Raw genomic sequence first — 26163 nt, 5'->3', positions numbered from 1 at the left:
TGAGCGTGGTGTGCATGGTACGTGGCCGGTGCGAAAGATCCTCGGCGCTGTCGCGGTTCTGCCATTTGCGGATCGTCAGACGACTAACGTTGTAGCGCTCAGCCAGTTCCCGTTGAGAGAGCGTCGAGTTGCGGATTTCGTCCCGGACCAGATGAGTGGTGCGGGCTTGGCTGTGAAGGGCTTGGCTCATGGCGCTGATAGTTGGGTGACAGAATTCAACAGTGTACTCAAAAGCAACCTAGCCCTGAAAAATGGCAGGCTGCGAGTGGGAATATGATCACCCATATCTAAACACGTAGGTACGATCGCTGTATTACACTTGAAAGTGGCATGAGGCTTACCTATTCGCATTACACCGCTTCCGCCAGCAAATAAAGAAACCGCCTTCGAGGCGGTTTTTTGTTTCCTGGCGGAAGCGAGCAGGGCGCCTGCGCGCCCTGCGTGTGAGATTCGAAGGGCTGGGCGTATCTGCCCAGCCCGCCCCGAATCCTCCAGCTGCTGCCGCTGCGCGGCAGCCCCGCGCGCCGTGGGCGCGCGTTCGTGGTTCCAATCAGGTTTCGACCGAGTCCGCTTCTACCGCGCCCTAAGCATCAGTCCGCGTCCGAATGGCGCACTCCTTCCGCGCACCGCCTATCCAGCCACCCACCACCCCCAGGCAGAGGCGCCCGCTGATCCCCAGCACGGCTACCACATCAAGCTTTGCCAGCCCGCCTGCCCAGCGTGCGCAGCCACGCGATGATGCCCGGCAGGATGGACAGGAACACGATGCCCAGCACGACGATGGTGAGGTTGTTGCTCACCCACGGAATGTTGCCGAACAGGTAGCCGGCCAGCAGCAGGCTGCCTACCCAGATCAGGCCGCCGACCACGTTGTACATGAAGAACACGCGCGCCGGCATGGAACCGAGCGCGGCCACGAACGGCGCCAGCGTGCGCACGATCGGCACGAAGCGGGCCAGGATGATGGTCTTGCCGCCATGGCGCTCGAAGAACTGTTGCGTCAGCGCGATGTGTTCGGCCTTGAGGAAGGGGATGCGCGAGGTATCGACCGCCTTGCGCCGCACGTAGGTGCCGATGGCAAAGTTGAGGGCGTCGCCGGTGATGGCGGCGGTGAGCAGCAGGAAGAACAGTATCCAGGGATCGAACAAGCCCTTGGCGGCCAGCGCGCCGGCGATGAACAGCAGCGAGTCGCCGGGCAGGAACGGCATGATGACCACGCCGGTTTCGATGAAGATCACGGCGAACAGCAGCAGGTAAATCCAGTAGCCGTATGCGGCCACCAGTTCGGACAGGTGCACGTCGAGGTGCAGGAACCAGGCGCTCAGCAGGGTCAGAAATTCATGCATTGCTTGTTTCTTTCAGGGCAAGATGTAGGTGTAGTCAACACGCCAATATGGCCCGGGTGCGGTGACGGTTTTGTTCACCGATCAATACCCCGCACCCGGGCCTGTCCTGCGTTTATTTTTGCTTGCGCCTGGCAGCGCGTTCTTCCCAGAACGTGGCGTTCCTGATGCCCAGCTTGACCGGATCGAAGGTGATCGGGCCGCCGGCCTTGAGCTGGGCTTCGTAATCGCGCAGGCAGGCGATGGTCGGGCGCGAGATGAAGAAGATGATCAGGATGCCGATGATGTTAATCCACGCCATCATGCCCACGCCGATATCGCCGAGATTCCAGATATAGCCGGCGCTGTTGATGGTGCCGAACACCACCATCGCCATGATCAGGAGCTTGACGACGACCAGCGGCACGCTGCGCTTGAAGTACTGGTTCAGGTAAGCGACGTTGGTTTCGGCGATATAGTAATAGGCGACGATGGTGGTAAAGGCGAAGAAGAACAGCGCCAGCGCCACGAAGAATGGGCCGAAACCGCCGAAGGTGCTTTGCAGCGCCATTTGCGTGAACGCGGCCGAACCGATTTCCGTGGTGGCCGGCAGGTGCTGGACGATGAACTGGCCGCCCGGCAAGGTGCCCTGCACGTTGTACTGGTTGGTGATCAAAATCATCAGCGCGGTGGCCGTGCACACCAGCAAGGTATCGACATAGATCGAGAACGCCTGCACCAGGCCCTGCTGCGACGGGTGCTCGGTTTCGGCCGCGGCCGCCGCGTGGGTGCCGGTGCCTTGCCCCGCTTCGTTCGAGTACACGCCGCGCTTGACGCCCCAGCCGATGGCTGCGCCCATGCCGGCCTGGGCCGAGAACGCATCCGAGAAGATCAGCGAGAACACGCCCGGCAGCTTGTCGATATTCATGGCGATGACGATCAGCGCCAGCACGATATAGCCGAAGGCCATGAATGGCACCACGTACTCGGCAAACTGGGCGATGCGCTTGATGCCGCCGAAAATGATGACGCCCAGTACCAGCAGGATCACCGCCAGGCCGGCCAGCTTGTGGGTGCCGACGCTGCCCATGAAGGTATCGACCATGGCGCCGTCGCCAAAGATCTGGGTGACCGCATTACCGACCGCGTTGGCTTGCACGCCGGGCAGGAAAATGCCGCAGGAAATCACCGCCGAGACGGCAAACAGCGCACCCAGCCAAGGCCAGCCGAGGCAGCGCGTGAAGAAGTAGGCGGAGCCGCCACGGTACTGGCCGTTCTCTTCGACCTTGTAGAGCTGGCCCAGCGTCGATTCGGCATAGGCCGTGCTGGCGCCGAGGAAGGCGACCATCCACATCCAGAACACCGCACCGGGGCCGCCGAAACCGATGGCGGCGGCCACGCCGGCGATATTGCCCACGCCAACCCGGCCGGACAAGGACACGGCCAGGGCCTGGAACGACGAGATGCCCGAATCGGTATCACGCTTCTTGAACAGCAGGCGCAGCATTTCCTTGAACAGGCGCACCTGGACGAAACGGGTCTGGATCGAATAGAACAGGCCGGCGCCAAGGCACAGGTAAATCAGCGCGGAACTCCAGATCACGCCATTCAAACTACTGATAAAAGCTTCCATCGATTTTTTTTCCTTGCATCGGTACGGGGTCTGGATAAGGGTTTGCTTCCTGGATCAGGATGCGGCACAAGCCGGGGCATTGTGCTGGAGCTTGTATCAGATTGCAACGTTGAAAGGACAATAAATCGACCGGAAAGACCGTCAAACAACACCCTTCACCAGCAGGGTGCGGCCCTGCGCGCAGGCGGTGCGCGCCGTGTGCGCTGCACCATTTTTGACATCGCCGGCGGCCTCGGCGCGGCAGGTCCGGGCAGCGCTCGAGAAGCGCGCTGCAAGGGAAGTCGGGGTCAGATACCGTCATTCGTACACGATCTCAGCCTTGACCGTCTCCAGGGCCGGTGTCAGATCCTCCATTTGCCTGTGATACATCAAGGCTTCCTCAGCAGTTCTCCCATCAAACCATCGAGTTCCTCGCGCTCCTTGTTGCCGATCTTGTAGGTAGACAGCAAATCCGACAGCCATAAGCCGTCTGCCGCCAAACGAACCAGCAAGGCATGCGCAGTGGGCGCCTGGTCGAGAGAGCGCTCGATTTCCGCCCGTTCGCTCCAGCGCGCCGCCAGAGCGCGATCAAAGACGGTCGCCACCACCATGGCGCGCCAGCCTTCGGTGTCCTCGTACGACGTGGCATTGAGCGACATGCGCGCATAGCGCAATGCTGGCGGCGCCGATGCATCTTCCAGCGCCAATGCCTGGTTGAATTGATCCATATAAAGGTCGAAAAGTGCCGCAAGCAGCTGTTCTTTCGTGCCGAAATGATGTTGTACAGCACCTTTGCTGACACCGGCCGCACTGGCAATGGCGCCGATGGAAACGGGCTGCCCCGTACTTAACAAGGTGGTGGCAGAGTGAAAAAGCCTCTTTCTGACTTGGTCAGGTTGCTTCGGAGGCCGCGAAGTGGGTGCTTTGGTCGTCATGACACGATTCTACAACGCAAAATGTCGTACAATACGAACGTATTGTAAAAATCAACCTTCAAGGCCACGATGGTGAGCAATGCCATTCACATTGACAAAATCGACGACATCAAACAAGAGAAGAACATGGTCCCAACACACTATATTTGGCTAGGCGCCGCAATCGTATCGGAGGTCGCCGGCAGCGCCTTCCTGGCCAGGTCCGAACAGTTTTCACGTTTGGTACCAACCGCGCTGGTGGTTGTTTTTTACGGATTCGCATTCTATGGACTCGGCCAGGCACTGAAAGGCTTGCCGCTGGCGGTCGCCTACGCCATCTGGGGCGGCCTGGGCATCGTCCTGACAGCGCTGCTTGGCGTGCTAGCTTTCAAGCAAAGGCTGGATTTTCCGGCAATTATCGGCATCGTTCTCATTGTCACCGGCGTGATCGTGATGAACCTGTTTTCAAAGACCGCCTCGCATTAAGCAGGCGACCTTCACCGTACATTCAAGGAGTCATCATGAACCACACACCGCGCACCACGTGCGCCCCATCCAACCGAGGCTATCCATGAAGATCGGCGAGATTGACCTCAAGCGCAGCTGGCCGGCCCTGGCCGGCATCGGCGCGATCGTCGCCGTGCTGGCCACGGCCTTCGCCTGGGCTGCCGGTTTGCTTGGACAGCGCGTGACCAATACGACTTTCCTGGAGGACATCCCGCATGATTTTCCTGCTGGCTACCGGCGCGCGCACGGCAAGGGCGTGTGTTACGAAGGCGTGTTTCGCGCCAGCGGCGCGGCCGCAAAGTACTCCGATGCCAGAGTTTTCGCGCAGCCGGAGACCAGGGCCATCGGACGCTTCTCGATCGGCAACATGAGCCCTTATGCCGCAGATAATTCCACCAGCACCGTCAGCATGGCCATGATGCTCACCGCCGACAATGGCCAGCAGTGGCGCATGAAAATGAACAACGAGCCGTATTTCGCCACCCGCGATGCCCCTGGCTTCCTGGCGATGGTCAAGGCAACCGCACCCGATCCGGCCACCGGCGAACCCGACCCCCAGCACGTGGAGGCTTTCCTCAAGGACTATCCGGAGGCGCGCAAATACCTGGCGGCCGATGCCGTGAAACCCTGGGCCAGCAGCTTTGCCGGCGCCACGTTCCACGCCATCCATGCCTACTTCCTGGTCGCCCAGGATGGGCAACGGCAAGCCATGCGCTGGTCGCTGCGGCCGCACGCGGCGTTCGCCGCCTGGAGTGCGGAGGAACGTGCTAGCGCCAGCCATGACGCCTTGTTCAAGGATGTGGCGCAGCGGCTGGCAAAGGCACCGTTACATTGGGATATGGTGATGCAACTGGCCGCGCCAGGCGATCCGGTCGATGATCCATCGCAGCCCTGGCCGGAAACGCGCCCACAGCTGGTCGCCGGAACGCTGGAAGTGCAGCGGGTCTTCGATCAGACTGACGGCGTGTGTCGCGACATCAATTTCGATCCCACCCTGATACCGGCGGGCATGGCGCTGTCGAACGATCCGGTACTGGCCACGCGGGCAGGCATTTACGCCCACTCGTATAATGCGCGGCTGCACGAAATCGGCTACGGCAAGGCCACCGATGCGGTCGGAAAGAAGGCAGCACCATGACGACCGACACCCTTACCGTGACAGACGCTGTACAAGGCAAGCAAGCTGGCCTGCCAGCACGCTTCAATCCGCTGGCGCAGCTGCTGCACTGGACGATGGCGGCGGCAATTCTGGCGATGCTGTTTATCGGTGTCGCCATGATGACGTCGCTGACCTGGCGGCCCTGGCTGCTCGACCTTCACCAGCCGCTGGGCATTGCCATCTTGCTGCTGGCGATCGTGCGCCTGCTCAACCGGCTGCGCCATGGCGCGCCCGCGTTGCCGGCCGACCTGCCGCGCTGGCAAGTACTGTCAGCCAAGGCGTCGCACTGGGTGCTGTATGCGCTGATGTTCTCGCTGCCGCTGCTCGGCTGGGGTGTGCGCTCGGCCGGTGGATGGCCGGTGACGATGTTGCCGGGGGTCGCGCTGCCGCCGATCGCGCCGGTCGATCCGGTCTGGTACGCGGTGCTGCGTGACGCCCATGGCCTGCTGGCCTGGCTGCTGTTCGCCGTCGTGCTGATGCATCTTTCCGCCGCGCTCATGCATGCCTGGGTGCGCCGTGACGGGGTCTTTTCCAGCATGACGCCGGCAGGATTTTATCGTCGTTACCGGCGCAACAGGACCTAGGTCAGCATCACATTCTGGCGTTTTCATAGCGCCTGAACCACGCGCTTTTCCTCCTGGGGAAGCGCATCATCGCCATTGATGGAGCCCATGAAATGAAACTCTACTACAAGCAGGGTGCCTGCTCGCTTTCTCCCCACATCGTTGCAAACGAACTCGGTCTTGATGTCGAGTTCATCAAGGTTGATCTCAAGGACCATACAACCGCACAGGGGCAGAATTTTTACAAGGTCAACCCGCATGGTTACATTCCGGCGCTGGAGCTCGATAACGGCGACATGCTGACGGAAGGCATTGTCATCGTTCAGTATCTGGCGGACCTGAAGCCCGAAAAGGACCTCGCGCCCGCCAACGGAACGTTTGCACGCTACAAGCTGCAGGAAATGCTCGCCTTCCTCTCGACGGAAATCCACAAGGGCTTCATTCCGCTCTTCTATGCACCTTCGGCAAGTGGCTATATCGAGATCGCACTGCCGAAGCTTGAGCAACGCTACGCCTGGATTAACGCGCATCTCGCCGACAAACCGTATCTGATGGGCGACAAATTCTCGGTCGCCGACACCTATCTGTTTGCGGTGACCGGTTGGGGCAAGGCGCCGTGGCTGAAGTCGTACGAGGATACGGCTATTCATTTTGACCATCTTCAGCACCTCCAGGCCTGGTATGCGCGCGTCAAGAGCCGTGAAGCCGTGCAGAAGTCCATTCTCGAGGAAGGCCTCGACCTGTACTAAGCAAGTGCCAAGAAATTAGTATCCTGAAGCCTCGTTGCCCATGCAACGAGGCTAGGGACGACCGCTGCTGGCCGATTCACGCCCCTGGGCAGGAGTTCCAGCATGGCATCGTTGCTCGGGTGATTTTTCGTGCCGGTCACCGCTGCCCCAAAGCACCGCGTTCAGCCCTGGATGCCGCCCAGGATCTCCCTGCGCACAATCTCCGCCCCCGCACTGAGCGCATGCAATTTGCCCCGCGCCACCTCGCGTGGCAACGGCGCCATGCCGCAGTTGGTGCACGGATACAGCTTGTCCGCATCGACAAACCGCAGCGCCTGGCGCAAGGTGTTGGCCACTTCCTCCGGCGTTTCAACCGCATGGTTTGCCACGTCGATCGCTCCCACCATCACTTTTTTTCCACGTATCAGTTCAATCAGGTCCATCGGCACCTGGGAGTTGTGGCATTCGAGCGAAATGATGTCGATGTTTGACTTCTGCAGTTTCGGGAAAGATTCCTCATATTGGCGCCACTCGGAGCCCAGCGTTTTTTTCCAGTCCGTATTGGCCTTGATGCCGTAGCCATAGCAAATATGGATGGCGGTTTCGCATTTGAGTCCTTCGATGGCCCGTTCCAGGGTGGCGATGCCCCAGTCGTTGACTTCATCAAAGAACACATTGAATGCGGGCTCGTCGAACTGGATGATGTCGACGCCGGCCGCTTCCAGTTCGCGCGCTTCCTGGTTGAGGATCTTGGCAAATTCCCAGGCCAGTTTTTCGCGGCTTTTATAGTGGCTGTCGTAGAGCGTGTCGATCATCGTCATCGGACCTGGCAGCGCCCATTTGATCGGCTGCTTCGTTTGCTGGCGTAAAAATTTGGCGTCATCGACAAACACCGGCTTCTGACGGCTCACGGCGCCGACCACGGTCGGCACGCTGGCGTCATAGCGGTCACGAATCCGGACGGTCTCGCGTTTTTCAAAGTCCACGCCGTTCAGATGCTCGATAAAGGTGGTGACGAAATGCTGGCGCGTCTGTTCGCCATCGCTGACGATATCGATGCCTGCCTGCTGCTGTTCCTGCAGCGACAAACGCAGGGCGTCGTGTTTGCCCTCGATCAGTTCCTCGTCCTGCAGTTTCCAGGGCGACCACAGTTTTTCAGGCTGGGCCAGCCACGAAGGTTTCGGCAAGCTGCCAGCGGTGGAAGTCGGTAATAATTTTTTCATGATCGATATTTTCTGTTCGGGTTAATCAGAGCGCGTAATTGGCGGCCCATTGTTCAAGAATATTTTTGTAGGGCTTGATGAAGTGCTCTTCCGTGTATTTGCCCTGCTTGACGGCCAGCGCGCTGCGTTCCTCGCGGTCATAGACGATTTGCGTCAATGAGTAATCCTGGTTTTTCAGGCTCGGTTGATAAAACCGTCCCGCCGCCGAATTGGCGTTGTAGATCTCGGGCCGGTAGATTTTCTGGAATGTCTCCATCGTGCTGATGGTGCCGATCAGTTCGAGATTGCTGTAGTCGCCAAGCAGGTCGCCGATAAAATAAAAGGCCAGCGGTGCCGAGCTGTCGGGCGGCATGAAGTAGCGCACCTGCATGCCCATTTTCTCGAAATACTGATCGGTCGAGGAAAACTCGTTCTGTTGATATTCAACGCCCAGGATGGGGTGGCGGTTTTCGGTGCGCTGATAGGTCTTGCTGCTCGAGGCGCTGATGCAGATCACCGGCGGCTTGCTGAAGTGCGCCTTGTAGGCGCTTGAATTGACAAAGTGCTTGAACAGCTTGCCATGGAAGTCGCCGAAATCATCGGGCAGGCCAAAGGTGGCTTGATTGTTGTTGTGCGCTGGCAGCAGCACGCTGAAGTCGTAATCGCGCACATAAGACGAGAAATTATTCCCGGCAATGCCGTCGATGCGTTCGCCGGTTTTTTTGTCGATGATATTGGGCTTGAGGATCTCGATCAGTGGCAGTGGATCATTGCCGCCTTCCACATCCATCCGCATTTCAACCGAGATGATTTCAAGCTCCACCGAATAGCGGTCGGCGGTCGGATTGTCCCAGTGCGCCAGGTTGTTGAAGCGGCTGTCGATCATCTGCAAGGTATTGCGCAAGTTTTCCTGGCGACGCTCGCCCCGCGCCAGATTGGCAAAGTTGGTGGTCAGGCGCGTACTGTCCGATGGGTGATAGTTTTCATCGAAAACAATGCTCTTGATGCTGAATGAAAAATCGTTGCTCATGATGATCTGGTGTCCTGGTTTCTGCAAAAAAGATGATGGTGTCGATGCTTGCCTTGATGCGCTTCAGGCCATAAGCGCTTCCTCGGCGGCGGCCAATCCCGCCTGCCGCGTCAATTGGATCAGCGGCAAGGCCCGCTGGACCGCCAGGCTGGCGCGCTCGATCAACGCCGCGTCCTGCAGGCGGTAACCGGTAAAGTCCTTGTCGGTCGCATAGACGCCCAGCGGCAGGGTGCGGGCCTGGAAAAAGCTGAACAGCGGGCGCAACTGGTGGTCGATCATCAGCGCGTGGCGCTCGCTGCCGCCGGTGGCGGCCAGCAAGACCGGTTTGTCGACCAGGGCGTCCTGGCCGATAAAGTCGAAGAAGTGCTTGAACAGTCCCGTGTACGAGCCACGGTAGACCGGGGTTGCCACCACCAGGATGTCGGCTTGCTCGACGGCGGCCAGTTCGCGCTCGACCGTGTCGGGCAATTGCGAGCGCCAGACGGCGCCGGCCAGCTGCGGCGCCAGCTGGCCCAGTTCGACCAGGCGTGGTTCGCACAGCACTTCGTCGGCGATCAGGTCCATCAGGTGCTCGCACAGGGCGGCGGCTTTGGAAGGGCGTTGCAGGCCGCCGGAAACGGCGACCAGGCGCAGTGGTCGTGTCATGTGTGCTTTCATATCGGGTGATGCGCGCCGGCCAAACAATGCCAGCAGCAAGGATATGGATGATAGCGGCGGGGATCGATGAAGTATAATGGTCTTATTTCATACATCCATGAACTTGGCTCATTCAAATGCTTGAACGCATCCATCTCAGCATCGTCCAGCAGGTCGAAAAACAAGGGTCGCTGACGGCCGCGGCAGGCGTGCTGAACCTGACCCAGTCGGCCCTCAGCCACAGCATGAAGAAACTGGAACAGCAGCTGGGCACCGACGTCTGGCTGCGCGAAGGGCGCAACCTGCGCCTGACGCAGGCCGGCCAATACCTGCTGGCGGTGGCGAACCGGGTGCTGCCGCAACTGGACCTGGCCGAAGAGCGGCTGGGCCAGTTCGCGCAGGGCGAGCGCGGCGCGCTGCGCATCGGCATGGAATGCCACCCCTGCTACCAGTGGCTGCTCAAAGTGGTGTCGCCCTACCTGGCCGCCTGGCCCGACGTGGATGTGGACGTCAAGCAGAAGTTCCAGTTCGGCGGCATCGGCGCGCTGTTCGGCTTCGAGATCGATCTGCTGGTCACGCCCGATCCGCTGTTCAAGCCTGGCCTGACGTTCGAACCGGTGTTCGACTACGAGCAGGTGCTGGTGGTGGCCAAGGGCCATGCGCTGGCGTCGGTGCCGTATGTGCAGCCCCAGCAACTGACGCGGGAAGTGCTGATCAGCTACCCGGTCGATATCGAGCGCCTGGACATCTACAACCAGTTCCTGCTGCCGGCCGGCGTGACTCCCAAGCGCCACAAGGCCATCGAAACCACCGACATCATGCTGCAGATGGTGGCCAGCGGCCGTGGCGTGGCGGCGCTGCCGCGCTGGCTGGTCGAGGAATATGCGGCCAAGATGGACGTGGTGCCGGTGCGCCTTGGCGAGCGCGGCGTCGCCAAGCAGATCTTCCTGGGGGCGCGCGAGGCGGACACCGCCATCGACTATGTGCGCGCGTTTATCGAACTGGCGCGCCAGCCCGTGAGCGCCACCGGGCAAGCAAGCGGCCGGTCGAGAGACTGAGGCGCTCTGGTCATCGCCAGGCGCGCGGCCTGGCGTGCTCTGCCGATTGCCCGGGCCTTCTATAATCGGCGCTTGATCACGATGCAGAAACCCCCGTCATGCCTGAAACCACCCTGAAATCCCGCTATCTGGCCACCTTGCTGGGCCTGGCTGCCGGCGACGCTGTCGGCACCACCGTCGAATTCTCCCCGCGCGGCAGCTTTACGCCTGTCACCCAAATGACCGGCGGCGGCCCGTTCGGACTGCAACCCGGGCAATGGACGGACGACACCTCGATGGCGCTGTGCCTGGCTGAAAGCCTGATCGTCAAAGACGGATTCGACCCCGCCGACCAGATGACGCGCTACCTGAACTGGTGGAAGTGGGGCTATCTGAGCTCGACCGGCAGCTGCTTCGATATCGGCATGACGGTGCGCGCCGCGCTCGACAGCTTTGCCGAGACGGGCAATCCTTACAGCGGCGACACCTCGCCGCGCACGGCCGGCAATGGCTCGCTGATGCGGCTGGCGCCGGTGGTGCTGTTCGCCTATCCCGATGTCAATGAAGCGATCAGGCTGGCCGCCGACAGCTCGCGCACCACGCACGGCGCACCGGAAGCGGTGGACAGCTGCCAGCTGTTCGCCGCCCTGTTGTGCGGCGCGCTGTCGGGAGTCAGCAAGGAAGACCTGCTGGCTAGCATGAGCTGGCGGCCAAGCGAGCCCAAACTGAAAGAACTGGCCAGTGGCGGCTTTGTCGCCAAGGCTGAACAGGACCTGCGCGGCAGCGGTTACTGCGTCGACTCGCTGGAAGCGTCGCTGTGGTGCTTTTTCAATACCGGCAGTTTTGAAGCGGCCGTGCTGCGCGCCGCCAACCTCGGTGACGATGCGGACACGACGGCAGCGATTACCGGCCAGATCGCCGGCGCATATTACGGCGTGGAAGCGATTCCGCCAGCCTGGCTGTCGCCGCTGGCCATGCGCGGCGATATCGAAGAGATGGCGATCAAGCTGCTGGCGCGGGCGCGCCAGCGCTAGTGCGGTTTGCGCAGCCAATCAAAACGTGGCCGGCGTCGTTCAGCAGCTGGACGGCGGCCGGCACGTCGCAGGTCTTGAGCAGCAAGTGATCGCCATCATGGGTCGAGACGACGAATACGCCCAGGCCGCCCAGCGACAAGGGCCGCACCACCGACAGCACGATGCCGGTGGCGCCAAAGGCAAATGGCCCGACGAAGCGCCAGCAAGTCCATGCCCTTTCCGATACGGTATGGCCAGGCACGCGCGCGGCCAGGCAGACGATCGACAATTCATGCGCCGAGCGGCTGATGCTGACAAAGCCATCGCCATCGGCCCAGGCGGGGATGGATGCGCTGGCGTCGAGGCGGCTGACGGCGTATTCGCCCTTGGCCTGTTCCAGGGTAATGCTGTGCAGTTCGGTGTTCATTGGTTTTCCTTAGTGGATGAAAAGCGAGGCGGCAATCGCCCACATGGTGAGCGCGATCAGGCCGTCGAGCACGCGCCAGGCGCGCGGATTGGCAAAGACCGGCGCCAGCAGGCGCGCGCCGGCGGCCAGGCCAGCGAACCACAGGGCAGAGGCGGTCATGGCGCCGGCCGAGAACCAGGCGCGGCCTTGTTCCGGCTGTTGCGCGCCTATGGCGCCCAGCAACACCACGGTATCGAGCCAGGCATGCGGGTTGAGCAGGCTGAGCGCAATCGCCGCGCGCAGGGCCGGGCCCGCTTCGCTGACGGCGCCGCTGGCCGCCTGCAGTGCGCCGCCTTGTCCGCGCCAGGCGGACCAGGCCGCACGGCGGCCGTATTCGAACAGGAACAGCGCGCCGGCGATGCGGATCGTCCCCAGCAGCCACGGCGTGGAGGCCACCAGGCGCCCGACGCTGCCGGCGCCCAGGCTGATCAGCAAGATATCGCCGGCGATGCAGGCTGCCGCGCACAGCAGCACATGCTGGCGTTGTATCCCTTGTCGCAATAAAAACGCGTTCTGCGCACCGATGGCCACGATCAGCCCGCCACCCATGGCCATGCCCTTGAAAAAACTGCTGCTCAACATCGCTGCTCCCCTGCAAAAGAGAGCAGCATAAAAGACGGTGCAAAATTAGTATAATGAATGTTATTCGTGATTCATTCGGAAAATTCATGGGGTGGCCAGAATGAGCATGCTCGATTATCGCGGCCTGGCGGCGCTCGATGCGGTGGTGGAACAGGGCAGTTTCGAGAAGGCGGCCAGCGCCTTGTCGATCACGCAGTCGGCCGTGTCGCACCGGCTGCGGGCGCTGGAAGAGGCGAGCGGCGAATTGCTGGTGATCCGCAGCCAGCCGCCGCAGGCGACCGCGCGCGGCCATCGCCTGATCGCGCATTACCGGCAAGTATTGTTGCTCGAAGCGGGCTTGCAGGCCGAGGCGCCCGAGCCGGCGGCGTTGCCGCAACTGGCGATTGCCGCCAATGCCGACAGCGCCGCCACCTGGCTGCTGGAAGCGCTGGCGTCGGTGCTGGCCGAGCCCGTCTGCAGGGTGGAAGTATTGCTCGACGATCAGGACCAGACCCTGCGCCAGCTGCGTGAAGGCAGGGTGGTTGGCTGCATCACCAGTTCGCCCGACGCCGTGGCCGGCACCTCGGTGGTGGCGCTGGGCGTCATGTCGTATCGCTGCGTGGCCACGCCGGCGTTTGCGCGGCGCTGGTTTGCCGACGGCCTGAACGCGCAGTCGGTGGCGGTGGCGCCGGCCGTGATCTACAACCGCAGCGACACCCTGCATGGGCGCTATCTGGCGCAGATGGGCCTGGATCAAGACGTGCCGCACAGTTACTTTCCCAGCGCACAAGGCTTCGTGGCGTTTATCCAGGCCGGCTTCGGCTACGGCATGGCGCCCGTGATCCAGGTGCGCGAGGAACTGGCCGACGGTCGGCTGATCGACCTGGCGCCGGGCACGCAGGTGCCGGTGGCCCTGTACTGGCACCGCTGGAATATCCAGACGGCCTTGACGCGCACGCTCAATGACGCCATCGTGGCGACGGCGGCCCGGTGGCTGGAGCAGGCGCCGGGCCAGATCATTCCGGATGCTTGACCTGACTCAAGGCCAGCCTCGAACGCCGTTTGACCGGCAAGCGGACCAGGCCTACAGTGACTGCTGTTGCCTACCGCCCGGTGCCCATCATGGCCAAGCCCTTTCCCGTCAATCCGAAGAACCCCGAACGCATCTGCTGGGGTTGCGATAAATATTGTTCACCCGACGCCATGGCCTGCGGCAATGGCTCCGAGCGCACCCAGCATCCGATCGAGCTGTTCGGCGAGGGCTGGAATGAATGGGGCCTGAGCGCGCCGCAGCAGCCGGCCAAGGTGAATGAAGCGCCCTGAGCAGGTCAATGCGGCTACTACGGCTTGCTGAAGACAAACTCCAGTACCTCGTCGCCATGCGCGTCGGTGTCGCCGGTCGGGACCCAGCCCAGGTGGCGGTAAAAGCCGTACGAGCGCGACGCGGGATCGCTGGAACAGCCGAGGAACAGCCGCCGGTGGCCATGCCGGTACAAATCGTCCATCACCAGCGCCAGCAAGGTCTTGCCGGCGCCCATGTTTTCCAATTCCGGCAGCAAGGCCAGCACGATGATTTCGCCGCTGGCGATATCGCCGAAACAGTAGCCGGCCAGCAGGCCATTGGCGTGGCAGGCATGGCCGGACAGATTGCCCGACCGCATCAGCCCGGCCCAGGACAGGGCCGTGATGCCAAGCTCCGCCAGGCGTTCGGCCGACACCGCGTTTTGCCGGGTCTGGCCGCGCAGGGTGATAAAGGCGGCGGCGTCTTGCGCCAGCGCCGGCTGGAAGATCAAGGCGGGCAGGGGAGATAAAGGTGTCGTCATGGCGTCTCTGCAGGGTGATGCCTGCCACTTTACCCGGCTTCAACAGAACACTCAACCACGGCCCCGGCGTCTTAGAATGGTTGCCACCTTTTAACGCGACAGAACAGGAGAGTGCATGAGTTTATCCGCCGAATCCCTCAACGAAGCCGGTATCGAAGCCTATAACGACGACAACTACGCTGAAGCGTTCAAGCAGTTTTATGCGTCGGCCAGCACGGGCGACGCGGCCGGCAAGCATTTCCTGGCCAGCCTGTACTACCAGGGCCAGGGCGTGACGCAAGACCTGGCCCGGGCGGTGGCGCTGTTTGGCGAAGCGGGCGAGGCCGGTTATCCGCCGTCGCTGGCCAACCTGGCGCTGATGTATGCCAGCGGCGATGGCGTCGAGCCGGACATGCAGAAGTCGCTCGACTACGGGCGCCAGGCGGCCGAGGCCGGCGATGGGCAGTCGCAGTTCAACCTGGCGCAGGCCTACCGGCGCGGCGTCGATATCGCCCAGGATTTCGACCAGGCCGCCTACTGGTACCGCATTGCCGCCGAGTCCGGTTCCTTGTCGGCGCAAAACGAATATGGCTTGCTGTACGCGCAAGGGCAGGGCGTGGAACTCGATTACGTCGAAGCCTATGCCTGGATCGCCATGCCGGCCGGGGCGGGGGACGAGCAGTCGATCAAGAACCGCGACCAGCTGCTGCAAATTCTCACGCCAGCGCAGCTGGAAGAAGCCAGGGCGCTGGCGGCCGAATATGCGGGCCTGTACGGCACTGATCCGTACTGATAAGCGATCAGTCCGGTTTGCGGGCCTCCACCTTGCGCAGCACGCCGGCGGCGTCGAGCATATAGCTGTCGAAATCGTTGGCCAGGAACAGGGTGCCCGCATAATGCAGGCGCGCTTCCGCTTCCAGCTCGGCCATGCCTTCGCGGTGATGGTAGCGCGCGCTGAAGTGCGTCAGGATCAGGTTCGGCAGGGCGCGGCTGGCGGCGAACTGCGCCACTCTTTGCACCGAACTGTGGGTCGGCCCCGGTCCCGCCTTGATCAGCATCGCTTCCGTATAGGTTGCTTCATGCACCAGCAGTTGCGCACCTTCGCAGGCTTGCTCCAGCAGGGCTGGCGTGTCGTTGTCGCCACCGACCACGATGGCGGCCTGCTCGGTTCTGGTGATGCGAAAGTCGGCGCTGCGCAGCTGGCGGCCGTCTTCCAGCAGCACATCGTGCCCCGCCTGCAACTGGCCCCAGACCGGGCCGGATGGCACGCCATGGGCCAGCAGCGCCGCCTTGTCCAGTTTTGATTTATGCGTTTCCAGCGCAAAGCGAAAGCCCACGCTGGCCGCGCGGTGCGACAGCCGGTGCCGGGTGATTGTCAGGCCCGCTTCCTGGTGGACGCGCTGCGCGCTGTCGACGTCGACATGGATCAGCGGGTAGGTCAGGAACAGTTCCGTATGCAGCAAGGTGGCGTCGAGCCAGGCGCGGATGGCCGCTGGCGCGATGATGGTCAAGGGCCGCTTGCGTCCGGTCATCGAGGCGCTGGCCAGCAGGCCCGGCAAGCCATAGCTGTGGTCGCCATGCACATGGGTGATGCAGATGCCGGCCAGGTCGTGCACGGACAGGGGGATGCGCTGCAGGCGGTGCTGGGTGGCTTCGCCGCAATCGACCATCCACCAGTCGCGCCCCAGGGTGGTTTGCACGGCCAGCGAGGTGACGTTGCGGTAGCGGGTGGGCACGCCGGACGAGGTGCCGAGAAAAGTCAGTGTGAACATGGGGCGATTATGCTTGACGGCGGGGTATTTGTGCGTGATTACAACGAAACGTAACTGTACGTGCAATCCGCAGCACGAAATGTACAATGAATTAAATAGAACAGACGGCGCATGAACGCCGCTTTCGATGTTTAATCATATCGCCCCTAAAGGAGTACACCATGAGCACCCCCACCAAGAAAATCCTGACCGTGCTGGCCCTGACCGCCCTGGTCGTCGCCACCGCAGCGGGCGTCGGCGGCCTGTAACACCCACCCCGGCCGCATCATCCAGGCACGGGCCGTTCCAGGTCCGTGCCTGTTGCCTGTCTGCAGTACCCCACTTCTGTACGCCTACTTTCTCGTAGGAAGCCCCCCGCAGGCGTTAGAATCACGCTTTCCCTTTCAATTCCCATCCGCATGCAGCACAGCCGCCACCTGTTTTTTCGCCTGGTCAGCCAGTTTCGCCGCCATGGCGCGATTGTCGCAGTCACCCTGCTGGCCGTGGGCGTGGCCTCGGCCACCGATGTGCTGCTGATACGCCAGCTGCAAAACGTGGTCGACGCCATGCGCGCCACATCCGTCGAGCAGATGGCGCCGGCCACCACCGGCATCATGGGGCTGCTGCAGGGCTGGGTCGACCGCTTCCTGCCGGCGCAGGCGGGCCATGTGGATCTGTGGGTGATTCCGGCCACCATCCTCGGCCTGTCGGTGATGCGCATGGTATCGAGCTTTGCCGGCGACTATGGTTCGGTCTGGCTGTCGAGCCGGGTGCAGGCCGATCTGCGCGAACAGATGTTCGCCACCATCATGCGCCTGCCGAGCCGCTTTTTTGACACCACCACCACCAGCCTGACACAGTCGCGCGTGGCGTTTGACGCCAGCCAGGTGTCGCAGGCGGGCCTGAACGTGCTCAACGTGGCGGTGCGCGATTCGGTCGCCACCGTCGGCTATCTGGTGTTGCTGTTCAGCATAGACGTCAAGCTGGCGCTGTTCTGCATGGCCACCATGCCCATTATCGCCATCATCGTGACCCTGGCCGGACGCCGCATGCGCCACCTGAGCAAGAGTTCACAGCAGGCGGTGGGCGAGCTGACCTCGGTGCTCGACGAGAGCATCGGCGGCCAGCGCGTGGTGAAAATCTTTGGCGGCCAGGATTACGAGCAGACGCGCTTTGTCGATGTGGTCAAGCGCAACCGCCAGCTGGCCGTCAAGCATGCGGCCACCTCGGCCATGAACTCGGGCATCATCATGATGCTGGTCGGCATTACCCTGTCGTCGGTGATCTATTTCGCCCTGCTGCGCGCGCAAAGCGGCGCCATTACGCCGGGCGCCTTTGTCGCCTTCATGGGGGCGCTGATGGCGATGCAGTCGCCGATCAAGAACCTGACCAAGATCAATGAGCCGCTGCAGCGCGGCCTGGCCGCCGCCGAGTCCGTGTTCGGCCTGATCGATACGCCGCTGGAACCCGATCCGGGCCAGGCCGCGCCGGTCGCGGTGCAGGGCAATCTGTCGCTGCAGAACGTCAACTTCCGCTACAACACGGACGACCCCGATGCGCCGACCGCGCTCAAGCATGTTTCGCTCGACATCAAGGCCGGCGAAACGGTGGCGCTGGTGGGCGGCTCGGGCGGCGGCAAGACTACCTTGCTGGGTCTGCTGCCGCGCTTCTATGATGTCAGCGGCGGCCAGATCCTGCTCGACGGCGTCGACCTGCGCGACTACCACTTGCTGGCCCTGCGGCGCCAGTTCGCGCTGGTCAGCCAGGACGTGATCCTGTTCAACGATACGGTGGCGGCCAATATCGCCTATGGTGATCCGGCGCCGGACCAGGCGCGCATTGAAGCTGCCGCGCGCGCGGCCTATGCGCACGACTTCATCATGCAGATGCCGCAGGGCTACGCCACCGCCGCCGGCCAGAACGGTTCGCGCTTTTCCGGCGGCCAGCGCCAGCGCCTGGCGATCGCGCGCGCGCTGTACAAGGACGCGCCTATTTTGCTGCTCGACGAAGCGACCAGCGCGCTGGACACGGAGTCGGAACGGCAGGTGCAGGCGGCGCTGGAAGTGCTGATGCGCAACCGCACCACCATCGTCATCGCCCACCGCCTGTCGACCATTGAAAGCGCCGACCGCATCGTGGTGATGCAGGGCGGGCAACTGGTCGAGTCTGGCAGCCATGCGGCCTTGCTGGCCAGCGGCGGCGCCTATGCGCGGCTGCATGCGAGCCAGCTGTCGCGCGAGCCTGCGCCACAGGCTTGAAAGGAGCAATCATGTACCTCGATGAAAATTTGATGGCCACCAGCGAGCGCCGCGCCAGCTACGCGCTGCGCACGCTGCCGGTGCGCGATGAGGCCCTGAACGCCTGGCATGTGCGGCTCGAGTTCCCCGCCCGGCCCGGCGTGCTGGCGCTGGAAACCTATGCCACCGACCTCGATCTGGCCCAGGCCCGCTTCGTGCACCTGCGGCGCGTGTTTTTCGACAACGGCCAGCTGGCGCTGGAGCACCGGCTCGACCTGGACGGCAAGCGGCTGCGCGACGGCGCCGTCTACTACCGCAGCGGCCAGCTGCGCGAGAAGATGACGCCAGCGCCGAATGGCCACGACAGCGTGACGGAAGCGTTCCATGAAAACGGCCAGCTGATGAGCCGCACGGCGTACCACGGCGAACAGCCGGCCGATGGCGAATACCTGGCCTATGACGACAGGGGGAATCTGAGCAGCCGCTCGCACCTGAAGGATGGCCAGCTGCATGGCTTGTGGGAGGTGTTTCACGCTTCGGGGGCGCTCTTCCAGCGCGTCAATTACGTGCATGACCGGCCCGTGGGCCGCTTCGAGCAGTGGGACCAGCATGGCAGGCTGGTCAAGGAAGAAGACTGGCCGGCCAGCGCTTTGGCGTCGGGAGGCCACGGTGGATGATGCTGCATTGAAAGCGACCTTGCAGGCGCGCAGCCTGGCGCTGCAAAACCTGCGCGTGGTGATGCGCGCCGCGCAGCGCCATTCGATGCAGATCGAAAAGCAGTGCGGCGTGTCGGGTGCGCAATTGTGGGTGATGCAGGAAGTGTTCGACCAGCCGGGCCTGCGCATCGGCGAGCTGGCGGCCAGGATGTCGATCCACCAGACCACGGCCAGCAACCTGGTCGATGCGCTGGTGAAAAAATCGCATCTGCGCAAGGCGCGCGACCAGCCCGATCAACGGGTGGTGACCTTGCACCTGACCGACACCGGCCAGGCGGTGATTGGCGCGGCGCCGCAGCCGGCGCGCGGATTGCTGCCCAGTGCGCTGGGCCGGCTGGATGCGGCCAGCCTGGAGCAACTCAATAGCGGCCTGGCCGCCTTGCTGGCGGTGGTGGCGCCCGCCGACCGCCAGGCGGGACTGCAGCCGCTGGCGTTTACAATGTAGTTGGCGCAGCCGCAGCCGCTGGCGTCCTGGGCAGGCGCTGCAGCTGCAATTGCGCCAGCGCGCCGTACAGCGGTTCGCTCAGCACGCGCGAGACGGTGCTGGCGACCACCGCGCAGGCCATCAGGCTGAGCACCATGCCGTGGCCGTCGACCATTTCCATCACAATAATAAAGGCCGTCAGCGGCGCCTGGGTGGCGGCCGCCAGGAAGCCGACCATGCCCAGCGCGATCAGGGCCGGCGCATGCGGGTAGTGCAGCAGCAGCGCGATATCGTGGCCGATGCCGGCACCGATCGCCAGCGACGGCGCAAAAATACCGGCCGGCACGCCCGACCATACCGTCAGCCAGGTCGCCACGTATTTGAAAGCCACAAAGGCGGCCGGCACATCGGCCGCGCCGTCGAGCATGGCGCGCGTGGCCACGGTGCCGCTGCCGAACGTGGCGCCATGGCTGGCTATGCCGATGACCGCCACCACCAGCGCGCAGGCGGCCGCGAACAGCACCGGCCGGCCGCTGCGCCAGGCCGACAATTTGCCCAATGGATTGCCGCGCACGGAGGCCAGCAGCAGGCGCGCGAACAGGCCGCCGGCGACACCGGCCACCAGGGTCACCAGCAGGCCGGGCAGGGCCAGCGCCAGGCCGATCGGACCCGGATGGATCACGCCGAAGTGGGTGGCGTTGCCGTGAATGGAAACGGCCATCATGCCGGCCAGCACGATGCCGGCGACGATCAGGCCGCTATTGCGCTGTTCTGGCGAGCGCGACAATTCTTCGATGGCGAACATCACGCCGGCCAGCGGCGTATTGAAGGCGGCGGCGATGCCGGCCGCGCCGCCGGCCACCAGCAGCGAGTGGGGCGAGACCGCCGACTGGCGCGGCAGCCAGCGCCGCGCGGCCAGCATCACGCCGGCCGCGATCTGCACCGATGGACCTTCGCGGCCCAGCGACAAGCCACCGAGCAGGCCGCCCGCCGTCAGGCCGATCTTGGCGGCCGACAGTTTCAAGGACACATACAGCGAGCGCTGTTCGGCGCCCACCGACGGGTCGAGCGCCGCCATCACTTGCGGAATGCCGGAGCCGGCCGCGCCGATCGCATAGCGGCGTGTCAGCCATACCAGCACGGCGGCGCACAGCGGCGTCCACAGCAGGGTGAACCACCAGGCCTTGGCGTTGAAAAAGTGAAACAGATCGAGCGCTTCTTCCGCCAGCCACGTGAAACCGACCACCACCAGGCCGGCAATGGCCGCCATGCCGACTACCACGGCGCGCGACCACCACAGGCGTGGGTCGGCAAATTCATGCTTGAAGGCAGAAGGAATATCGTGCAAGTGCTTCATGTGGCAAATCCGGGGAGGGGTGGCGCGTGGCGTCGGGAGACTTGCCATTATATCGATATATTTGAACGAATGTATTTGCCAGATGTATTTCGTGGCGCTTACGAAACAACCTGCACGAACAGATCGCGCCGCGCGCTCTGGCTGATGGCCAGGGTGGCCGGGTGGCTCAGGCGGCGGTCGGTGGTGATCGCGTACACCTGCTCGACCAGGCTGTCGACCCGGCCCAGCGCCACCACATTGTATTGCTGGCAGACCTGGTGGGCGATCACGGTGGGGGCGAAGAACAGGCCGGCGCCGGACTGGCCGAAGGCGTTCATCATGGCGCTGTCGTCGAATTCGCCGACGATGCGCGGGTGCAGATTGTTTTCGCTGAGCCACTGCAGCAGGCGCGCATAGATGGCGAAGTCTTCGCCCGGCAGCAGCAGCGGCGCGCGGTGCAGGCAGCGCGGAAACTCGCCGCTGAGGGTGGCGGCCAGGCCCTGGGTGCCGAACAGGGTCATGCCGCTTTCGCCGAGCAGGTGGTTAAAGCCGCGCACGCTCAGGTGGGCCGGCATCGGGCGGTCGGCAATGATCAGGTCGAGCCGGTGCACGGCCAGGTCGGCCAGCAGGCTGGCCAGCCGCCCTTCGCGGCAGACGATGCGCAGCGGTTCGGCCAGCCCAAGCGCCGGCTCCACCAGGCGGCAGGCGATCAGTTTCGACACCGAATCGGCGCAGCCGACGCGAAAGGTGGTGGTCGTGGTGCGTGACTGGTCGCGCACGATTTCCAGCAATTCGTCGCCGGTGCTGAAAATCTCTTCGGCATGGGACAGGATGCGCCGGCCCGTGTCGGTCAGCTCCAGCGTGCGGCCCACGCGGCGGAACAGTTCCACGCCCAGGGTATCTGCAAATTCGCTGAGCTGGCCCGAGATCGATTGCGGCGTCAGGTGCAGCTGCTCGGCGGCGCGCGCGATGCTGCCGGTTTTGGCGACCATCCAGAAATACCGCAAGTGTTTGAAGTTCAATGTAGACATGGTTAGCTTGCCGATTTTCGATAGCTCGATTTTTTCGATGTATTGTTCAATTATATTCGATTTGTTCGATGTTGTTATTCGCCCTATGATGGCTGCTCATGCATGGATGTTCATGCGTTTCATGTATTTATCTGAGCAGAAACATCATGTGGCTCAGTATTCATCAATTTGACCAGGGAGGCTACCGATGAACGGTTTGGAAAGCATTGCGTCCGTGCCCATGTGGGCCGGTTTTATCGTCTTCGTACTGGTGATGCTGGCGCTCGATCTGTTTGTCTTCGGCGGCAACAAGGCACACAAGGTGAGCGTCAAGGAAGCGGCAATATGGTCGCTGGTATGGGTCAGCATGGCGATGATCTTTAATGGTGGCCTGTGGTGGTACCTGAACGGTACTGTCGGCGCCGAGGTCGCCAACCAGAAGGCACTGGAGTTCTTCTCCGGCTACCTGATTGAAAAGGCCTTGTCGGTCGATAACGTGTTCGTGTTCCTGCTGATCTTCAGTGCCTTCCAGGTGCCGATCCAGTACCAGCGCCGCGTGCTGATCTACGGCGTGCTGGGCGCGATCGTGATGCGCGCCATCATGATTTTGGCGGGCGCCTGGGTGGTGAGCGAATTTAGCTGGGTGCTGTACCTGTTTGGCGCCTTCCTGTTGATCACCGGTGTGCGCATGCTGGTGGCGGCCGATTCAGAGCCGGATGTGGCGAACAACCCGGTGCTGCGTTTTGCCCGCCGCCACTTGCGGGTGGCTGACGGCGACCATGGCGAGAAGTTCATGGTAGTCAAGGGTGGCTTGCGTTATGTCACGCCGCTGTTCCTGGTGCTGATCCTGATCGAGGTGACGGACCTGATTTTCGCGGTCGACTCGATCCCGGCGATTTTTGCCATCACGACCGACCCGTTCATCGTGTTCACGTCGAACCTGTTTGCGATTCTGGGCCTGCGAGCCTTGTACTTCCTGCTGGTGGATGTGGCTGACCGTTTCCACCTGCTCAAGTTTGGCCTGGCGATGGTGCTGGTGTTTATCGGCGCGAAAATGCTGATCATGCCGTGGTACCACGTGCCGGTCGAAGCGTCGCTGATGGTGGTGGCGGTGCTGATCGCGTCGAGTTGCCTGGCCAGCGTGTTTATCGCCAAGAAAGAAGACAAGTAATCCCTTGTACAGCGCCCGCCACGGCGGGCGCGTTTATCGAATAACTCATGAATGGAATCAAGAATGCGTAGCTACCCAAAAAACAGTCCCCAGGCAGCCGGCCGTATTCTGGCCCTGATGATGATCGTCGACGGCAACCTGGCCAGCTCCGAACTGCAGGCGCTGGACCGCAGCAAGATCCTCGATCATATCGACCTGGAAGCGGCCCAGTTCCAGCGCCTGCTGCAAGACCTGTGCGACGACATGCTGACCTCGACCCTGCACGGCTCGGTACAACTGAGCAACACGGTGATCGACAGCCTGCTCGAAGAAATTGCCGACCCGGACCTGCGCCGCAAGCTGCTGCAAACCATGTGGAAGATCGCCGACGCCGATGACTGGCTGGCCGATGGCGAAGCGGTGTTGCTGGCGCGCGCCGGCACGGCATGGTCGTCGGAAACCAACTTCCGCCCGCATGCCACTGCTTAATTGGTACGGTGCCCCATCGCAATGACGGCGGCGCCGGCCAGCGCCAGGCCCACGCCGGCGATATCGGTCCAGGCCGGGGTGACGCCGTCGACCAGCCACAGCCAGGCCAGCGCGGTGGCGATATAGATGGCGCCATAGGTGGCGTAGACCCGGCCGCTGGCGGCAGGGTGCAAGCTCAGCAGCCACACGAAGACCAGCAGGCTGATGCCCGCTGGCAGCAGCAGCCAGGCGCTGCCCTTGTTGCTCAGCCATAGCATGGGCAGGTAGCAGCCCAGCAGTTCGGCCACGGCCGTAACGGTAAATAGGCCGAAGGTGCGGGCCAGGCTGGCCCATTCGATGCTTGCTTGCATGGGATGTCGATTTTCAAGGGTTAATATGGCTCCTGCATGGACTGCCGGGCTGCCCGATTGTACGATGCCCTGTGCCGCAGGATAAAAATCGAGGAGACCGACATGACACACAAGCAGAGCCCGCGTGATTTGCTGCACGCCATGTTCAACGCCGCCATCGCCGCGGCCCAGCCAGCGCACTGCGTGCCGCCGCATCTGCCGGCCGCGCCCAAAGGCCGCCTGATCGTGATCGGCGCCGGCAAGGCCTCGGCCGCCATGGCGCAAGCCGTGGAGCAACACTGGCCGGGAGAATTGTCGGGCCTGGTGGTGACGCGCTACGGCTATGGCGTGCCGTGCGAACGCATCGAGATCGCCGAAGCATCCCATCCCGTGCCGGACGCGGCCGGCATGCAGGCCGCGCAGCGCATGCTGGCGCTGGTCGGCAAGCTGACTGCCGACGACACCGTGCTGTGCCTGATTTCCGGCGGCGGTTCGGCGCTGCTGGCCTTGCCTCTGGCGGGCATCACGCTGGCAGAAAAACAGCACCTGAACCGGGCCTTGCTGGCGTCCGGCACCACCATCAATGAGATCAATTGCGTGCGGCGCCACTTGTCCAGCATCAAGGGCGGCCGCCTGGCCGCCGCCTGCCATCCGGCGCGCGTCGTGACCCTGGCGATATCCGACGTGCCCGGCGACAAGCCGGGCGATATCGCGTCCGGCCCCACGGTGGCCGACGCCACCACCTGCGAGGACGCGCTCGATATCGTGCGCCGCTACGCCATCACCTTGCCGGCCAGCTTGCGCGAGGTGCTGGAAAGCGGGCGCGGCGAGTCGGTCAAGCCCGGCGATGCGCGCCTGGCCGCTGCCAGCATCGTACTGATCGCCACGCCGCAAATGGCCCTGGAGGCGGCGGCCGCGGTGGCGCGCGCGGCCGGCGTGACGCCGTATATCCTCGGCGACAGCCTGGAAGGCGAAGCGCGCGATGTCGGCAAGGTGATGGCCGGCATTGCCCAGCAGGCGGCGCGGCGCGGCCAGCCGTTCGCCACGCCCTGCGTTTTGCTGTCGGGCGGCGAAACCACCGTCACCGTGCGCGGCGACGGGCGCGGCGGGCGCAATGTGGAATTCCTGCTGTCGCTGGGCATCGCGCTCGATGGCGAAGCGCAGGTGCATGCGCTGGCGGGCGACACCGATGGCGTCGATGGCCAGGAAGAAATCGCCGGCGCCTGCCTGGCGCCCGATACGCTCAAGCGTGCCTGGGCGCAGGGCTTGCGTCCGCGCGACAGCCTGGAGCGCAACGACGGCCACGGCTTTTTCCAGGCGCTGGGCGACAGCGTGGTTACGGGCCCCACTTTGACCAATGTGAATGATTTCCGGGCCATCCTGATCACGGCTGCCGGGGATTGAGGTGGCGATGTTCTATCGTGTGCTTGCAATTTAGCAAGTTGCTATGATGGCATATCGAAAGGACACCCCATGAAAAAATCGCTGTTTTCCACGCTCGCTTTGCTGAGCGTATCGCTTGCCGCCATCGCGGCCGAACCGCTGGCGCCCGGGTTGCCCGGGCATTACTATTTACAGGGCGTGACGGAAGTCGGCTCCGAGCTGCTGCTGAAAAAGGACGGCAAGTTCGAATGGATGCTGGCTTACGGCAATGTCGACCAGCAGGCCAGCGGCGACTGGCGCGTGGCCGGCAATGAAGTGACCCTGCAGGCGGCCAGTCCCGGCAAGGAACCGACGTTTCGCGTGTTTGAAGAAGAGGAAATGCGCATCCAGAAACCGGCCGCGGAGGGGCTGTGGGTGGCCATCGTCGGCTTTCCCCAGCTCGGTCCCATGGCCGGGGTGGAAGTGAAATTCGAAGCGAAAAGCGGCAAAACGGCCACGGCGGTCAGCGTGCGCAATGGCGACGCCATCGTCAAGATGCCGGCCTCGGAACAATGGGTGCGCGCCGGCCTGCGCCTGGAAGGTTCGAAGGCCGACTATCAATGGCTGCCGGTGCCCGCCGAACGGGCGCGTGAACGCATCGCCGCGTTTGCCGTCACCGACCGCCAGTGGCTGATCAAGCCGGCGTTCCAGAAGCTGACCTTGCGCGTGGTCGACGCCGGCCTGCAAGTGAGCGATACGGACAATGGCCTGGCCAGGGGCGTGTACGCGAAACAGCCGGCCCAGTAG

At 63.0% G+C, this 26163-nt stretch carries 29 protein-coding genes and 1 pseudogene; 16 read left to right on the top strand and 14 right to left on the bottom strand.

The features are described from left to right. The 4 genes and pseudogenes from ASR47_RS27685 to ASR47_RS08260 all read right to left on the bottom strand — a co-directional run. A pseudogene (locus tag ASR47_RS27685) lies at positions 1 to 190 on the bottom strand (IS481 family transposase); the annotation flags it as partial. Between the two features lie 502 nt (positions 191 to 692). Beyond that, complete coding sequence (locus ASR47_RS08270) at positions 693 to 1346, bottom strand: VTT domain-containing protein (RefSeq protein ID WP_065307277.1); 654 nt, start codon at positions 1344 to 1346, stop codon at positions 693 to 695. A 112-nt stretch (positions 1347 to 1458) separates the two neighbouring features. After that, positions 1459 to 2955, bottom strand: coding sequence for an alanine/glycine:cation symporter family protein (locus tag ASR47_RS08265; protein ID WP_065307276.1), 1497 nt, complete (start codon positions 2953 to 2955; stop codon positions 1459 to 1461). Between the two features lie 368 nt (positions 2956 to 3323). Then, positions 3324 to 3869: a TetR/AcrR family transcriptional regulator gene (locus ASR47_RS08260; RefSeq protein WP_065307275.1), complete on the bottom strand. Its 546-nt coding sequence runs from the start codon at positions 3867 to 3869 to the stop codon at positions 3324 to 3326. Positions 3870 to 3938: 69 nt separating this feature from the next. Here ASR47_RS08260 and ASR47_RS08255 point away from each other — a divergent pair, with 69 nt between their 5' ends. From ASR47_RS08255 to gstA, 4 genes are all read left to right on the top strand, one after another. Beyond that, positions 3939 to 4334 carry a DMT family transporter gene (locus ASR47_RS08255; protein WP_425402725.1) on the top strand — a complete coding sequence of 132 codons (396 nt, stop codon included), beginning with the start codon at positions 3939 to 3941 and terminating at the stop codon, positions 4332 to 4334. Between the two features lie 85 nt (positions 4335 to 4419). Continuing rightward, positions 4420 to 5493 (top strand): catalase family peroxidase, encoded by a 1074-nt coding sequence (locus tag ASR47_RS08250; RefSeq protein WP_065307274.1) that lies wholly within the window; start codon positions 4420 to 4422, stop codon positions 5491 to 5493. Further along, complete coding sequence (locus tag ASR47_RS08245) at positions 5490 to 6098, top strand: cytochrome b (protein WP_065307273.1); 609 nt, start codon at positions 5490 to 5492, stop codon at positions 6096 to 6098. Before ASR47_RS08250 ends, ASR47_RS08245 begins: the two co-directional genes overlap by 4 nt. A gap of 92 nt (positions 6099 to 6190) precedes the next feature. Beyond that, positions 6191 to 6826: a glutathione transferase GstA gene (gene gstA / locus ASR47_RS08240; RefSeq protein ID WP_065307272.1), complete on the top strand. Its 636-nt coding sequence runs from the start codon at positions 6191 to 6193 to the stop codon at positions 6824 to 6826. A 161-nt stretch (positions 6827 to 6987) separates the two neighbouring features. Here the strand turns inward: gstA and ASR47_RS08235 are convergent, their stop codons facing one another. The 3 genes from ASR47_RS08235 to msuE all read right to left on the bottom strand — a co-directional run bounded on the left by ASR47_RS08235 (position 6988) and on the right by msuE (position 9682). Beyond that, entirely contained in the window at positions 6988 to 8028 is a 1041-nt protein-coding gene (locus ASR47_RS08235) for a methionine synthase (RefSeq protein WP_065307271.1), read from the bottom strand. A gap of 25 nt (positions 8029 to 8053) precedes the next feature. Next, positions 8054 to 9037: a DUF1852 domain-containing protein gene (locus ASR47_RS08230; protein ID WP_065307301.1), complete on the bottom strand. Its 984-nt coding sequence runs from the start codon at positions 9035 to 9037 to the stop codon at positions 8054 to 8056. Positions 9038 to 9100: 63 nt separating this feature from the next. After that, entirely contained in the window at positions 9101 to 9682 is a 582-nt protein-coding gene (msuE, locus tag ASR47_RS08225; protein ID WP_065307270.1) for an FMN reductase, read from the bottom strand. Positions 9683 to 9810: 128 nt separating this feature from the next. On the opposite strand from msuE, the gene ASR47_RS08220 reads away from it, so the two are divergent. Together ASR47_RS08220 and ASR47_RS08215 are read left to right on the top strand one after the other, a co-directional pair. After that, a complete protein-coding gene (locus tag ASR47_RS08220) occupies positions 9811 to 10731 on the top strand; it encodes a LysR family transcriptional regulator (RefSeq protein WP_065307269.1) in 921 nt (306 codons plus the stop codon). A gap of 98 nt (positions 10732 to 10829) precedes the next feature. Beyond that, positions 10830 to 11744 carry an ADP-ribosylglycohydrolase family protein gene (locus ASR47_RS08215; protein WP_065307268.1) on the top strand — a complete coding sequence of 305 codons (915 nt, stop codon included), beginning with the start codon at positions 10830 to 10832 and terminating at the stop codon, positions 11742 to 11744. Here the strand turns inward: ASR47_RS08215 and ASR47_RS08210 are convergent. Beyond that, complete coding sequence (locus ASR47_RS08210) at positions 11713 to 12150, bottom strand: ACT domain-containing protein (protein WP_065307267.1); 438 nt, start codon at positions 12148 to 12150, stop codon at positions 11713 to 11715. The genes ASR47_RS08215 and ASR47_RS08210 overlap by 32 nt on opposite strands. A gap of 9 nt (positions 12151 to 12159) precedes the next feature. Next, complete coding sequence (locus tag ASR47_RS08205) at positions 12160 to 12771, bottom strand: LysE/ArgO family amino acid transporter (RefSeq protein WP_150127719.1); 612 nt, start codon at positions 12769 to 12771, stop codon at positions 12160 to 12162. Positions 12772 to 12877: 106 nt separating this feature from the next. On the opposite strand from ASR47_RS08205, the gene ASR47_RS08200 reads away from it, so the two are divergent. Together ASR47_RS08200 and ASR47_RS08195 are read left to right on the top strand one after the other, a co-directional pair. Further along, entirely contained in the window at positions 12878 to 13783 is a 906-nt protein-coding gene (locus tag ASR47_RS08200; protein ID WP_245714294.1) for a LysR family transcriptional regulator ArgP, read from the top strand. A gap of 89 nt (positions 13784 to 13872) precedes the next feature. After that, complete coding sequence (locus ASR47_RS08195) at positions 13873 to 14073, top strand: DUF3079 domain-containing protein (RefSeq protein ID WP_065307299.1); 201 nt, start codon at positions 13873 to 13875, stop codon at positions 14071 to 14073. Positions 14074 to 14090: 17 nt separating this feature from the next. On the opposite strand, the gene ASR47_RS08190 is transcribed toward ASR47_RS08195, so the two are convergent. Next, positions 14091 to 14573, bottom strand: coding sequence for a GNAT family N-acetyltransferase (locus tag ASR47_RS08190; RefSeq protein ID WP_065307265.1), 483 nt, complete (start codon positions 14571 to 14573; stop codon positions 14091 to 14093). Between the two features lie 115 nt (positions 14574 to 14688). Between ASR47_RS08190 and ASR47_RS08185 the strand changes: the two genes are divergently transcribed. After that, a complete protein-coding gene (locus ASR47_RS08185) occupies positions 14689 to 15345 on the top strand; it encodes a tetratricopeptide repeat protein (protein ID WP_065307264.1) in 657 nt (218 codons plus the stop codon). 7 nt (positions 15346 to 15352) lie between these two features. Here ASR47_RS08185 and ASR47_RS08180 read toward each other — a convergent pair whose 3' ends face one another. After that, positions 15353 to 16324, bottom strand: coding sequence for a ribonuclease Z (locus ASR47_RS08180; protein ID WP_065307263.1), 972 nt, complete (start codon positions 16322 to 16324; stop codon positions 15353 to 15355). Between the two features lie 398 nt (positions 16325 to 16722). Between ASR47_RS08180 and msbA the strand changes: the two genes are divergently transcribed. Genes msbA through ASR47_RS08165 form a run of 3 tightly spaced genes read left to right on the top strand, consistent with a single transcriptional unit; the run spans position 16723 to position 19701 of the window. Beyond that, the gene (gene msbA / locus ASR47_RS08175; RefSeq protein WP_065307262.1) at positions 16723 to 18561 is read left to right on the top strand and encodes a lipid A export permease/ATP-binding protein MsbA; all 1839 of its coding nucleotides are present in this window, start codon (positions 16723 to 16725) and stop codon (positions 18559 to 18561) included. An 11-nt stretch (positions 18562 to 18572) separates the two neighbouring features. Next, the gene (locus tag ASR47_RS08170; RefSeq protein WP_065307261.1) at positions 18573 to 19217 is read left to right on the top strand and encodes a toxin-antitoxin system YwqK family antitoxin; all 645 of its coding nucleotides are present in this window, start codon (positions 18573 to 18575) and stop codon (positions 19215 to 19217) included. Beyond that, complete coding sequence (locus ASR47_RS08165) at positions 19210 to 19701, top strand: MarR family winged helix-turn-helix transcriptional regulator (protein WP_065307260.1); 492 nt, start codon at positions 19210 to 19212, stop codon at positions 19699 to 19701. Before ASR47_RS08170 ends, ASR47_RS08165 begins: the two co-directional genes overlap by 8 nt. On the opposite strand, the gene ASR47_RS08160 is transcribed toward ASR47_RS08165, so the two are convergent. Beyond that, positions 19691 to 21037, bottom strand: a complete 1347-nt coding sequence (locus tag ASR47_RS08160) for a chloride channel protein (RefSeq protein ID WP_065307259.1) — start codon at positions 21035 to 21037, stop codon at positions 19691 to 19693. The genes ASR47_RS08165 and ASR47_RS08160 overlap by 11 nt on opposite strands. 98 nt (positions 21038 to 21135) lie before the next feature. After that, on the bottom strand, positions 21136 to 22047 hold the full coding sequence (gene nhaR, locus ASR47_RS08155) for a transcriptional activator NhaR (RefSeq protein ID WP_065307258.1): 912 nt from the start codon (positions 22045 to 22047) through the stop codon (positions 21136 to 21138). A gap of 187 nt (positions 22048 to 22234) precedes the next feature. Between nhaR and ASR47_RS08150 the strand changes: the two genes are divergently transcribed. Together ASR47_RS08150 and ASR47_RS08145 are read left to right on the top strand one after the other, a co-directional pair. Continuing rightward, entirely contained in the window at positions 22235 to 23197 is a 963-nt protein-coding gene (locus tag ASR47_RS08150) for a TerC family protein (RefSeq protein ID WP_065307257.1), read from the top strand. Between the two features lie 63 nt (positions 23198 to 23260). Continuing rightward, positions 23261 to 23665 carry a tellurite resistance TerB family protein gene (locus ASR47_RS08145; RefSeq protein WP_065307256.1) on the top strand — a complete coding sequence of 135 codons (405 nt, stop codon included), beginning with the start codon at positions 23261 to 23263 and terminating at the stop codon, positions 23663 to 23665. Here ASR47_RS08145 and ASR47_RS08140 read toward each other — a convergent pair. Continuing rightward, complete coding sequence (locus tag ASR47_RS08140; RefSeq protein WP_065307255.1) at positions 23662 to 24015, bottom strand: YnfA family protein; 354 nt, start codon at positions 24013 to 24015, stop codon at positions 23662 to 23664. The two genes, ASR47_RS08145 and ASR47_RS08140, sit on opposite strands and share 4 nt — an antisense overlap. 102 nt (positions 24016 to 24117) lie before the next feature. On the opposite strand from ASR47_RS08140, the gene ASR47_RS08135 reads away from it, so the two are divergent. Both ASR47_RS08135 and ASR47_RS08130 read left to right on the top strand, forming a co-directional pair. Further along, positions 24118 to 25398: a glycerate kinase type-2 family protein gene (locus ASR47_RS08135; protein WP_065307254.1), complete on the top strand. Its 1281-nt coding sequence runs from the start codon at positions 24118 to 24120 to the stop codon at positions 25396 to 25398. 69 nt (positions 25399 to 25467) lie between these two features. After that, the gene (locus ASR47_RS08130) at positions 25468 to 26163 is read left to right on the top strand and encodes a hypothetical protein (protein ID WP_065307253.1); all 696 of its coding nucleotides are present in this window, start codon (positions 25468 to 25470) and stop codon (positions 26161 to 26163) included.

It is taken from the genome of Janthinobacterium psychrotolerans (assembly GCF_001677885.1).
Classification (GTDB): Bacteria; Pseudomonadota; Gammaproteobacteria; order Burkholderiales; family Burkholderiaceae_D; genus Janthinobacterium; species Janthinobacterium psychrotolerans.
The sequence above is the reverse complement of the archived record's forward strand: the minus strand, read 5'-3'. Positions and strand labels throughout refer to the sequence as shown.

Coding starts and splice junctions, on each gene's coding strand:
- ASR47_RS08270 (WP_065307277.1), bottom strand. CDS start 1,346: ATGCATGAATTTCTGACCCTGCTGAGCGCCTGGTTCCTGCACCTCGAC.
- ASR47_RS08265 (WP_065307276.1), bottom strand. CDS start 2,955: ATGGAAGCTTTTATCAGTAGTTTGAATGGCGTGATCTGGAGTTCCGCG.
- ASR47_RS08260 (WP_065307275.1), bottom strand. CDS start 3,869: ATGACGACCAAAGCACCCACTTCGCGGCCTCCGAAGCAACCTGACCAA.
- ASR47_RS08255 (WP_425402725.1), top strand. CDS start 3,939: ATGGTGAGCAATGCCATTCACATTGACAAAATCGACGACATCAAACAA.
- ASR47_RS08250 (WP_065307274.1), top strand. CDS start 4,420: ATGAAGATCGGCGAGATTGACCTCAAGCGCAGCTGGCCGGCCCTGGCC.
- ASR47_RS08245 (WP_065307273.1), top strand. CDS start 5,490: ATGACGACCGACACCCTTACCGTGACAGACGCTGTACAAGGCAAGCAA.
- gstA (WP_065307272.1), top strand. CDS start 6,191: ATGAAACTCTACTACAAGCAGGGTGCCTGCTCGCTTTCTCCCCACATC.
- ASR47_RS08235 (WP_065307271.1), bottom strand. CDS start 8,028: ATGAAAAAATTATTACCGACTTCCACCGCTGGCAGCTTGCCGAAACCT.
- ASR47_RS08230 (WP_065307301.1), bottom strand. CDS start 9,037: ATGAGCAACGATTTTTCATTCAGCATCAAGAGCATTGTTTTCGATGAA.
- msuE (WP_065307270.1), bottom strand. CDS start 9,682: ATGACACGACCACTGCGCCTGGTCGCCGTTTCCGGCGGCCTGCAACGC.
- ASR47_RS08220 (WP_065307269.1), top strand. CDS start 9,811: ATGCTTGAACGCATCCATCTCAGCATCGTCCAGCAGGTCGAAAAACAA.
- ASR47_RS08215 (WP_065307268.1), top strand. CDS start 10,830: ATGCCTGAAACCACCCTGAAATCCCGCTATCTGGCCACCTTGCTGGGC.
- ASR47_RS08210 (WP_065307267.1), bottom strand. CDS start 12,150: ATGAACACCGAACTGCACAGCATTACCCTGGAACAGGCCAAGGGCGAA.
- ASR47_RS08205 (WP_150127719.1), bottom strand. CDS start 12,771: ATGTTGAGCAGCAGTTTTTTCAAGGGCATGGCCATGGGTGGCGGGCTG.
- ASR47_RS08200 (WP_245714294.1), top strand. CDS start 12,878: ATGCTCGATTATCGCGGCCTGGCGGCGCTCGATGCGGTGGTGGAACAG.
- ASR47_RS08195 (WP_065307299.1), top strand. CDS start 13,873: ATGGCCAAGCCCTTTCCCGTCAATCCGAAGAACCCCGAACGCATCTGC.
- ASR47_RS08190 (WP_065307265.1), bottom strand. CDS start 14,573: ATGACGACACCTTTATCTCCCCTGCCCGCCTTGATCTTCCAGCCGGCG.
- ASR47_RS08185 (WP_065307264.1), top strand. CDS start 14,689: ATGAGTTTATCCGCCGAATCCCTCAACGAAGCCGGTATCGAAGCCTAT.
- ASR47_RS08180 (WP_065307263.1), bottom strand. CDS start 16,324: ATGTTCACACTGACTTTTCTCGGCACCTCGTCCGGCGTGCCCACCCGC.
- msbA (WP_065307262.1), top strand. CDS start 16,723: ATGCAGCACAGCCGCCACCTGTTTTTTCGCCTGGTCAGCCAGTTTCGC.
- ASR47_RS08170 (WP_065307261.1), top strand. CDS start 18,573: ATGTACCTCGATGAAAATTTGATGGCCACCAGCGAGCGCCGCGCCAGC.
- ASR47_RS08160 (WP_065307259.1), bottom strand. CDS start 21,037: ATGAAGCACTTGCACGATATTCCTTCTGCCTTCAAGCATGAATTTGCC.
- nhaR (WP_065307258.1), bottom strand. CDS start 22,047: ATGTCTACATTGAACTTCAAACACTTGCGGTATTTCTGGATGGTCGCC.
- ASR47_RS08150 (WP_065307257.1), top strand. CDS start 22,235: ATGAACGGTTTGGAAAGCATTGCGTCCGTGCCCATGTGGGCCGGTTTT.
- ASR47_RS08145 (WP_065307256.1), top strand. CDS start 23,261: ATGCGTAGCTACCCAAAAAACAGTCCCCAGGCAGCCGGCCGTATTCTG.
- ASR47_RS08140 (WP_065307255.1), bottom strand. CDS start 24,015: ATGCAAGCAAGCATCGAATGGGCCAGCCTGGCCCGCACCTTCGGCCTA.
- ASR47_RS08135 (WP_065307254.1), top strand. CDS start 24,118: ATGACACACAAGCAGAGCCCGCGTGATTTGCTGCACGCCATGTTCAAC.
- ASR47_RS08130 (WP_065307253.1), top strand. CDS start 25,468: ATGAAAAAATCGCTGTTTTCCACGCTCGCTTTGCTGAGCGTATCGCTT.